The sequence below is a fragment of the Streptomyces sp. NPDC002276 genome, assembly GCF_053891435.1.
Map to the genome: position 1 here is coordinate 758,713 of NZ_JBSFCQ010000003.1, position 9,958 is coordinate 768,670.

A 9,958-nucleotide genomic window follows, 5' to 3' on the forward strand; every position below is an offset into this window, starting at 1 on the left:
ACCGGGCGCCGCCCCAGAGGACGACTCTCTTGCGCCGCCCGTCCTTGTGCCGGTCATGGTAGCCGCACCCCGCCTGTCGCCACACCCTGTCACCGCGATGTCACTGTGCACGAAGCAGAAACGTAGCGGGAGACCAGAAGGTTCCCCGAATCCCGTGCCTCTACACGGCTTCGGACACACTCAGTCAGCAACTCCGCGTGCACACCGAACGTTCCCCGCACCGTTCCCACCGCTTTCCCGTCAGGTCCGGTCGTTTCCGTCACTCCGGACGCATCCACTGCTCCATCACCGACAACAGGTGATCGGGATCGACCGGCTTGGTGACGTAGTCCGAGGCTCCGGACTCGATCGCCTTCTCCCGGTCGCCCTTCATCGCCTTCGCGGTCAGCGCGATGATCGGCAGCCCGGCGAACTGCGGCATCCTGCGGATCGCCGTCGTCGTCGCGTATCCATCCATCTCGGGCATCATGATGTCCATCAGAACGACCGTCACATCGTCGTGCTGCTCCAGGACTTCGATGCCCTCACGGCCGTTCTCCGCATACAGCACGGACAGCCCGTGCTGCTCCAGGACACTCGTCAGCGCGAAGACGTTGCGGATGTCGTCGTCGACGATCAGCACCTTCTCCCCGCTGAACCGGATGCCCCGGCGCGACGGGGGCGCGGTCTCCTCGGACGCCCACTGGTCCCGCACGGTCTGCCCCAGCAGGGCGGACTGCTCCACGGCCCTACGGCGCCTCCTGAAGAGCGCGGCGGCACCGTTCTGCGTCTCGTGGTACGACTTCACCTCGGCCGGCGTCTCGATGCCCACCTCGCTCCGCTCCGACAGCTCGGCGAGCTCCGCGGCGGACGACGCCACGAGGTCGCCCGCCTCCAGCGCGGGCAGCTGCTGATAGCCCTGCGGAGGCAGTTCGCTCGGGTGCAGCGGCAAATACAGCGTGAACGTCGAACCACGTCCCGGTTCGCTCTGCGCGAAGATCTCACCGCCGAGCAGCTGCGCGATCTCCCGGGAGATCGACAGCCCGAGGCCTGTACCGCCGTACTTGCGACTGGTCGTACCGTCCGCCTGCTTGAACGCCTCGAAGATGACCCGCATCTTGCTGCCCGCGATCCCGATCCCGGTGTCGGTCACCGAGAACGCGATCAGGTCGGCGTCCGCGTCCCGCAGCGAACCGGCCTCCAGGAGCTGCTCCCGGATCGCCACCGGCACATCCGCACCGGCGGGCCGGATGACCAGTTCGACCGCCCCGGAGTCGGTGAACTTCACCGCGTTGGACAGCAGGTTGCGCAGCACCTGGAGCAGCCGCTGCTCGTCGGTGTGGAGCGTGGCGGGCAGTTCCGGCGACACCCGTACGGACAGGTCGAGGCCCTTCTCCGCGGTCAGCGGACGGAAAGTGGCCTCTACGTAGTCGACGAGTTGGACGAGCGCGATGCGCGTCGGTGAGACGTCCATCTTGCCCGCCTCGACCTTCGACAGGTCCAGGATGTCGTTGATCAGCTGGAGCAGGTCGGACCCCGCGCCGTGGATCGTCTCGGCGAACTCGACCTGCTTCGGGGAGAGGTTCCCCTCCGCGTTGTCGGCGAGCAACTTGGCCAGGATCAGCAGCGAGTTGAGCGGTGTGCGCAGTTCGTGCGACATGTTGGCGAGGAACTCGCTCTTGTAGCGCATCGATACGGCGAGCTGCTCGGCGCGCTCCTCCAGGACCTGCCGGGCCTCCTCGATCTCGGTGTTCTTGACCTCGATGTCCCGGTTCTGCTGGGCCAACAGCTCGGCCTTCTCCTCCAGTTCGGCGTTGGACGACTGGAGTGCCTTCTGCCGGTTCTCCAACTCGTCCGACCGCTCCTGGAGTTGCTCGGTCAGCTCCTGGGACTGCTTCAGCAGCAGCTCCGTCTTGGTGTTGACGGAGATGGTGTTGACGCTGGTCGCGATCATCTCGGCGATCTGGTTGAGGAAGTCCTTCTGGATCTGCGTGAACGGCGTGAAGGACGCCAGCTCGATGACGCCGAGCACCTTCCCCTCGAACAGCACCGGAAGCACGATCACCTGCGCGGGCGGTGCCTCCCCGAGCCCCGAGGAGATCTTCAGATAGCCGCTGGGCGCGTTCTCCACGAGGATCGTGCGCCGCTCCTGGGCGGCCGTCCCGATCAGCGCCTCACCGGGCCTGAACGACGTCGGCATGGAGCCCATCGAGTAGCCGTAGGACCCGAGCATGCGCAGTTCGTACGCCTCGTCGCCCTCCGCGTCCGCCAGGGGCAGCGCGAGGAAGAACGCGCCGTGCTGCGCGGAGACCACCGGTGTCAGCTCGCTCATGATCAGCGAGGCCACGTCGTCCAGGTCGCGGCGGCCCTGCATCAGCGCCGAGATGCGGGCGAGGTTGCCCTTGAGCCAGTCCTGCTCCTTGTTGGCGATCGTGGTGTCGCGCAGGTTGGCGATCATCTTGTTGATGTAGTCCTGGAGTTCCTGGATCTCCCCGGACGCGTCCACGTCGATCTTCAGGTTCAGGTCGCCCCGGGTCACCGCGGTCGCCACGCGCGCGATGGCACGCACCTGGCGGGTCAGGTTCCCGGCCATCTCGTTCACCGACTCGGTGAGGTCGCGCCAGGTGCCGTCGACGTCACGCACGCGTGCCTGGCCGCCCAACTGGCCTTCCGTACCCACCTCGCGGGCCACCCGGGTGACCTCCTCGGCGAAACTGGACAGCTGATCAACCATGGTGTTGATCGTCGTCTTGAGTTCCAGGATCTCGCCGCGGGCGTCAATGTCGATCTTCTTGGTCAAGTCGCCCTTCGCGATGGCCGTCGTGACCATCGCGATGTTGCGCACCTGACCGGTCAGGTTGGACGCCATGCCGTTCACCGAGTCGGTGAGGTCCTTCCAGGTGCCCGCCACCCCCGGTACGTGCGCCTGGCCGCCCAGGATGCCGTCCGTGCCCACCTCGCGGGCCACCTTGGTGACCTGGTCGGCGAACGAACTCAGCGTCTTCACCATGGTGTTGAAGGTGTCGGCGAGCTGCTGGACCTCGCCGCGCGCCTCGATCGTCACCGTCCGGGTCAGGTCGCCGTTGGCGACGGCCGCCGCGACCTGGGAGATGTTCCGCACCTGCATGGTCAGGTTGTTGGCCATCAGGTTGACGTTGCCGCTGAGGTCCTTCCAGATGCCCGTGATGCCCGGCACGTGCGCCTGGCCGCCCAGGATGCCCTCGGTGCCCACCTCACGGGCCACCCGGGTCACCTGCTCGGCGAACGACGAGAGTTGATCAACCATGGTGTTGACCGTCGTGACGAGCTCAAGGATCTCGCCCTTCGCGTCAACAGTGATCTTCTTGGACAGGTCGCCCTTGGCGACGGCGGTCGTGACCTCGGCGATCTGGCGCACCTGGATGGTCAGGTTGTTCGCCATGAAGTTCACCGACTGCGTGAGGTCCTTCCAGGTGCCGGAGACACCCTGCACCTCGGCCTGACCGCCCAACTGCCCCTCGGTGCCCACCTCGCGGGCCACGCGCGTGACCTCCTCGGCGAACGAGGACAGCTGGTCGACCATCGTGTTCAGGGTGTTCTTCAGCTCCAGGATCTCCCCGCGCGCGTCCACGGTGATCTTCTGGGACAGGTCACCCCGGGCGACCGCTGTCGCGACCTGCGCGATGTTGCGGACCTGGGCGGTGAGGTTGCCGGCCATGCCGTTCACCGAGTCGGTCAGGTCGCGCCACACACCGGCGACACCCGGCACCTGCGCCTGCCCGCCGAGCCGACCCTCCGTGCCCACCTCGCGGGCCACCCGCGTCACCTGGTCGGCGAACGCGGACAGTTGATCGACCATCGTGTTGATGGTGTTCTTCAACTCCAGGATCTCCCCGCGAGCGTCCACGTCGATCTTCTGGGACAGGTCGCCCTGGGCCACCGCCGTCGTCACCTGGGCGATGTTGCGCACCTGAGAGGTCAGGTTCCCGGCCATCGAGTTGACGGAGTCGGTGAGTTCCTTCCAGGTGCCCGAGACACCGTCCACGCGCGCCTGGCCGCCGAGTCGGCCCTCGGTGCCCACGTCCCGGGCCATGCGGGTCACCTGGTCGGCGAACGACGACAGTTGGTCGACCATCGTGTTGACGGTGTTCTTCAACTGAAGCATCTCGCCGGAGACATCGACGGTGACCTTCTGCGACAGATCGCCGTTGGCCACGGCCGTCGTCACCTGGGCGATGTTGCGCACCTGGCCGGTGAGGTTGCGGAATGCGGTGTTGACCGAGTCGGTCAGGTCCTTCCATGTACCGGCCGCACCCGCCACCTGAGCCTGGCCGCCCAACTCGCCCTCGACACCGATCTCGCGCGCCACACGCGTGACCTCGGCACCGAACGAGGACAGTTGATCAACCATCCCGTTGACGGTGTTCTTCAGCTCCAGCATCTCGCCGGCCACGTTCACGGTGACCTTCTGGGACAGGTCACCGCTGGCCACGGCGGTCGTCACGGCGGCGATGTCCCGCACCTGGATCGTCAGGTTCCGGAAGACCGTGTTCACCGAGTCGGTGAGGTCCTTCCACGTCCCCGCCGCACCCGGCACGTTCGCCTGACCGCCGAGCTGCCCCTCGGCACCGACCTCGTTGGCCACGCGCGTGACCTCGTCCGCGAACGTACGCAGCGTCTCGGTCATCTGGTTGATCGTCTCGGCGAGCTGGGCGACCTCGCCCCGCGCCGACACGGTCACCTTCTGCGACAGGTCACCGTTGGCGACGGCCGTCGTCACCTGGGCGATCCCGCGCACCTGGGCCGTCAGGTTGCCGGCCATGATGTTGACCGAGTCGGTGAGGTCCTTCCACACCCCGGCCACACCCGGCACCTGCGCCTGGCCGCCCAACTCGCCCTCGGTGCCCACCTCGCGCGCGACTCGCGTCACCTCGGAGGAGAACGACGACAGCTGGTCCACCATCGTGTTGACGGTGTTCTTGAGCTCCAGCATCTCGCCGGCGACATGAACCGTGACCTTGCGTGACAGGTCGCCCTTGGCCACCGCCGTGGTCACCAGGGCGATGTCCCGCACCTGGGCCGTCAGCCGGTACGCCATCGTGTTGACGGACTCCGTGAGGTCCTTCCAGGAGCCCGACATGCCACGCACGCGTGCCTGCCCGCCGAGCTTGCCCTCGGTGCCCACCTCACTGGCCACGCGTGTGACCTCGTCGGTGAACGTCGACAGCTGGTCGACCAGATTGTTGACGGTCCGCCCGACCTTCAGGAACTCCCCGCGCAGCGGATGCCCGTTCCCGTCGTCCTGCGCCTGCGTCCGCAGCTCCATGCGCGGCGACAGATCACCCTCGGCCACCGCGGAGAGCACCCGTCCGACCTCTGAGACGGGCCGTACGAGGTCGTCCACGAGGGCGTTGGAGGCATCGATGGCCGAGGCCCAGGAACCCTCGCAGGCGCCCGTCTCCAGCCGTTCCGTGAGCTTTCCCTCACGGCCCACCATGCGGCGCACCCTCGACAGCTCGCCCGTGAGGTGCAGATTGCGGTCGGCCACCTCGTTGAACACGGCGGCGATCTCCGACATCTCGCCGTCGCCGGACACCGTGAGCCGCTTGCGGAAGTTCCCGTCCCGCATGGCGACCAGAGCGGTCAGCAGCCGGTCCAAGGAGGCCGCGTCCACTTCCGTGGTCCCATTGCGCGGTTTGCGCTGGTTCTTCAGGGACTGTCCGCCTTTCGCGCGCGTCCTGGTGGCCCGCGTCGCTGCGCCAGACTCCACTGTGTCCCTCCCGCAGGGGTCGACCATTGCTGCTACTGCTGTGCTGGGTGCTGCTGTTCGGCGTTTCGGTCACTGCCGCGTATCTCTGCCCGGTTTACCGGCCTTCAACAAGGCCTGCTGCCCGCAGTACACAGAAGACACCCGGTCTGCCCGGACCTTCACCAGAATCCTGCCCAGTGTTTCACCCTGCCTGAACCAGGCCATAACAGTTCGGCAGCTTCGCACACGGTCCGCACACCCTGAGGACGGAAACACTGTGGACCGGCATCCGCATGGACGGTGAAGGTAAGTAACCTTGCATGCGGCTGTCCAGCCGCGCCGGTTCCGTCCGGCCTGGGCGGTGGCACGAGCACGAGCGGGCAGGCATCGGAGGGGCACCGCACCATGACCACCGGACTGCATCCTGGAGGAACGCCCCAGGATCCCCCGCCGACCGGGAACCAGCCGTTGCCCCGGCAGGCGCCGATCGGCCATGGGCCCCTGCCCGCCGACAACAGGCCGAGGAGTTCTGTGATCACCGCGCGCGCGGCAGCCAGCTTCGAGCCCGCCGGACGATCGGTCGCCACCGCGCGGTCGTTCGTCCGGGACACCCTTCAGGGCTGGGGCTTCGCCGACATCGTCGACGACGCCGTGGTCCTCACCAGCGAGCTGGTGACCAACGCCGTCGTCCACGCGGGCACAGCCGCGGACGTTCTGTGCCTACGGAGTGACGACGGTGTGCGGATCGAGGTCGCCGACCACTATCCGGAACGTGAGATCCCCCTCCAGGGGGCCGCGATCACCATGAGCAGCCCGGACCGCGAGGGCGGACGGGGCCTCCAGCTGTGCGCGGCCCTGGCCAGCCGCTGGGGCGTCGACTACACCCCCACACAGAAGCTGGTCTGGTTCCAACTCGACCTCCCCGCCCGCCCGGTGGGCACCCGCGCGGCCGGCCCGTCCCTCCCGGCCGCCCTCCTCCCGCTCGCCGACGGCAGGGTCCGCGTCGCGGTCGTCCAGATCGACCGTACGGGCTCCATCGCGTCCTGGAACGAGGACGCCGAGGAACTCTTCGGCTACGCCCCCGAGCAGGTCACCGGCAAGCCCCTGACCGACCTCGCGGCCTGGCCGCACACCCCGGGCACCAGCACCGGCATCGCCGAGGCACTGCGCCTCTCCCGCTGGGAGGGCAGTTACGGCATCCGCGGCGCCGACGGCCGCGTCATCCCGGTGTACGCCTCCCACCTCCGCGTCCGCGACACGGGCGGCGAGCCGTCAACCGTGTGCCTCCTGGTAAGGGACCACGAACGCGCGGTTCTACAGACCCCGTTGCGCGGCCCCGCCCCCGACGCGGCGTCCACCCCGGACGGCCAGAACACCGACCCCTTCGAGGTGTTCATCGGCTCCCCCGCACCGGACGACCTCGACGGCCTCCTCCAGCGCACGGTCGAGCGCGCCCGCGACATGCTCGACGGGGACTCCGCCTTCCTCCTCCTCGCGACCGACGACGAAACGGAGTTGGAGGTCCGCGCCTCCACCGGCCTGCCCTCCGCACGCCAACGCTTCGCGCGCGTGCCCGTCGAGGCGGGCCCCGGCCGCTACGGCTCCGCCCGCATGCCGGCCGTCCACGAGGACCTCCAGGCCGTCCCGGGCGCCGTACCGCTCCTCAGCGGCACCGGAATGCGCTCGGTCGTCACGGTCCCCCTGAAGGTGGAGGGCCGCCTCACCGGCTCCCTCGGAGTCGCCGCCGAAGGCCCCAACAAATACTCGAACGAAGAAGCCCTCCGCCTCCAATTCGCCGCCGACCGGATCGCGTTGGCGGTCGAGTCGGCCCGCCTGGGCGAACTGGAACGCCTGCGCCGCGGCTCGCTCAGCTTCCTGGTCGAGGCCTCCGACCTCCTCGCCGGCACCCTGGACCGCGACCAGACCCTGGCCCTGATGGCCCAGATGACGGTCCCGACCCTCGCCACCTGGTGCGCGGTCTACACGATCGCCGACCAGGCCTCCGACCCGTACCTCAGTTACGTCCTGCACGAGGACGAGGAACTCATCGACGGCATCAAGTCGTTGCTCTCGAAGATCGCCCCTCCGGACCCGGTACCCACTCCCGGCGCCCGCGTCTGGGCCGCCCCCGCCGAAGCCGCCCACCAGGCGGCCCTGCGCACCTCCATGCGCAGCCTGGGCCTCGGCGAACCGACCCGCCGCGTCAGCTCGGGCATCGGCCCGACTCTCGCCACGGCCTCGGCAGTCGGCGGCGAAACGGTGGTCCTCCCCCTCGTCGCCCGCAACCGCGTCATCGGCATGCTGACCCTCGGCAAGCCCACCGACGAACACTTCCGCCAGGAAATCCTGGAACTCGCCGAGGACTTGAGCCGCCGAGCCGCCCTCGCCCTCGACAACGCCCGCCTGTACTCGGAGCGCACGGCCATCAGCCAGTCCCTCCAGCGCAGCCTCCTGCCCCCCGACCTCCCGCACATCGAGGGCGTCGAGGTCGAGGTCATCTACCGCGCGGCCGGCGAGGGCAACGAAGTGGGCGGCGACTTCTACGACTTGTTCCCCATCCGCGACGGCGTCTACGGCTTCGCCATCGGCGACGTCTGCGGCACAGGACCCGAGGCAGCCGCGGTCACCGGCCTGGCCCGTCACGCCCTCCGCCTGCTCGCCAGAGAGGGTTTCGGCGGCCCCGCGGTCCTGGAGCGCCTCAACTCCGCGATCCTCGACGAGGGCGCCCGCAGCCGCTTCCTGACCCTCCTCTACGGCGAGTTGTGGCCCCAGGAGGACGGCAGCGCCAAGCTGAAGGTGGTCTGCGCCGGCCACCCCCTCCCGCTGCGCCTCCGTCAGGACGGCACGGTCGAACCGGCCGCCGAACCGCAGCCCCTCCTCGGCGTCATGGACGACCTGGAGCTCTACGAGCAGACGATCACCCTCGACCCGGGCGACGTCCTCCTGTGCGTCACGGACGGCGTCACGGAACGCCGCGAAGGCACCCGCATGCTGGGCGACGACGGCCTCACGGACGTCCTCACCACCTGCACGGGCCTCACCGCCGGCGCGGTCGCGGCCCGCATCATGCGCGCCGTCGAACGCTTCGCGTCGGACGCCCCGTCCGACGACATGGCCATCCTCGCCATGCGCGTCCCGGGCCTCCAGAAGGACTGACACCTGAACACGCAAAAGGCCCCGCCCAATTGGGCGGGGCCTTTCAGTTACTGGAGCCCTCTAACGGAATCGAACCGTTGACCTTCTCCTTACCATGGAGACGCTCTACCGACTGAGCTAAGAGGGCCTGTCGCTTTTCCCGAGGTTTCCCTCGCGGCGACGAAAAGAATCATACCCCGAACAGGCCCGTGCGCCCAACCACCGCAGCCCGACCCCGACTCGGTCAGAATGCGGGCTGCAACAGTCCCCCGAGCGCGTTGCACGCGGACACGATCCGCTGCATCTCACGCTTGGTCAACGAGGCGTCCACCGGCAGCGCGAGCGTCTCGTCCGCGGCCCGCTCGGTCTCGGGCAGAGCCACGCACCGACGGAACTCCGGCAGCCGATGCACCGGAGTCTTCACCGGCACCCGGCACTCAACTCCCCTGCCCCGCACGGCCCGAGCGAAGGCATCACGATCCGGCCGCCCGTTCCCCGGCACCCTCACGACGTACTGCTGGTAGGTGTGCCCGTCCCCACCATCGGGCGTCCGCACCCCACGCAACTTCGCATCGAGATAGGAGGCCCGCTCCCGCCGCTGAGCCACCTCGTCGTACGGCGCCTCGGACTCCCCCTGCTGCAACACCAGCAACCCATGCCGCTGCCCAACCCCGAGCAACCGCGCCACATCAGCGGACCGACCGAAGCGATGTACGACAACTATCGCCGCGGTACGCGGAGTTACGGCCGCTTCGACAGCGGACGCATCGAGGCAGTAGGTCACCGGATCTATGTCGGCGAACACCGGCAGCCCACCCGCGAGAGTGACAGCTTCGGCGACTTCCACGTTCCCGAACGCCGGCACGACGACCTCGTCACCGAGTCCGACGCCTGCGGCCCTGAGCATTGCAGCAGTACCCATGCTCGGATGGTGATTGCGCAACGTGAACTTCAAGTGACGCACAACAAAAAAGGGTTGGACCCCGAACCGAAGTTCAGGGTCCAACCCTTATCAATATTTGTTCGGCGGCGTCCTACTCTCCCACAGGGTCCCCCCTGCAGTACCATCGGCGCTGTAAGGCTTAGCTTCCGGGTTCGGAATGTAACCGGGCGTTT

At 68.2% G+C, this 9,958-nt stretch carries 3 protein-coding genes, 1 tRNA gene and 1 rRNA gene; 1 reads left to right on the plus strand and 4 read right to left on the minus strand.

Going from position 1 to position 9,958, the window contains the following annotated elements:
- Positions 1–259 precede the first annotated feature (259 nt).
- On the minus strand, positions 260–5,728 hold the full coding sequence (locus tag ACWIHT_RS12125; protein WP_456167087.1) for a HAMP domain-containing protein: 5,469 nt from the start codon (positions 5,726–5,728) through the stop codon (positions 260–262).
- A 384-nt stretch (positions 5,729–6,112) separates the two neighbouring features.
- Here ACWIHT_RS12125 and ACWIHT_RS12130 point away from each other — a divergent pair, with 384 nt between their 5' ends.
- On the plus strand, positions 6,113–8,863 hold the full coding sequence (locus ACWIHT_RS12130) for a SpoIIE family protein phosphatase (protein ID WP_456167089.1): 2,751 nt from the start codon (positions 6,113–6,115) through the stop codon (positions 8,861–8,863).
- Positions 8,864–8,914: 51 nt separating this feature from the next.
- Here the strand turns inward: ACWIHT_RS12130 and ACWIHT_RS12135 are convergent.
- From ACWIHT_RS12135 to rrf, 3 genes are all read right to left on the minus strand, one after another.
- Positions 8,915–8,990, minus strand: a tRNA-Thr gene (locus ACWIHT_RS12135).
- Between the two features lie 96 nt (positions 8,991–9,086).
- Complete coding sequence (locus ACWIHT_RS12140) at positions 9,087–9,749, minus strand: DegT/DnrJ/EryC1/StrS family aminotransferase (protein WP_200717767.1); 663 nt, start codon at positions 9,747–9,749, stop codon at positions 9,087–9,089.
- Between the two features lie 114 nt (positions 9,750–9,863).
- Positions 9,864–9,958: ribosomal RNA gene (gene rrf, locus ACWIHT_RS12145) — 5S ribosomal RNA — on the minus strand; the annotation flags it as partial.

What these genes read in the sequence shown, in the direction of transcription:
- ACWIHT_RS12130 (WP_456167089.1), top strand. Translation starts at nt 6,113, where the DNA reads ATGACCACCGGACTGCATCCTGGAGGAACGCCCCAGGATCCCCCGCCG.
- ACWIHT_RS12140 (WP_200717767.1), bottom strand. Translation starts at nt 9,749, where the DNA reads ATGCTCAGGGCCGCAGGCGTCGGACTCGGTGACGAGGTCGTCGTGCCG.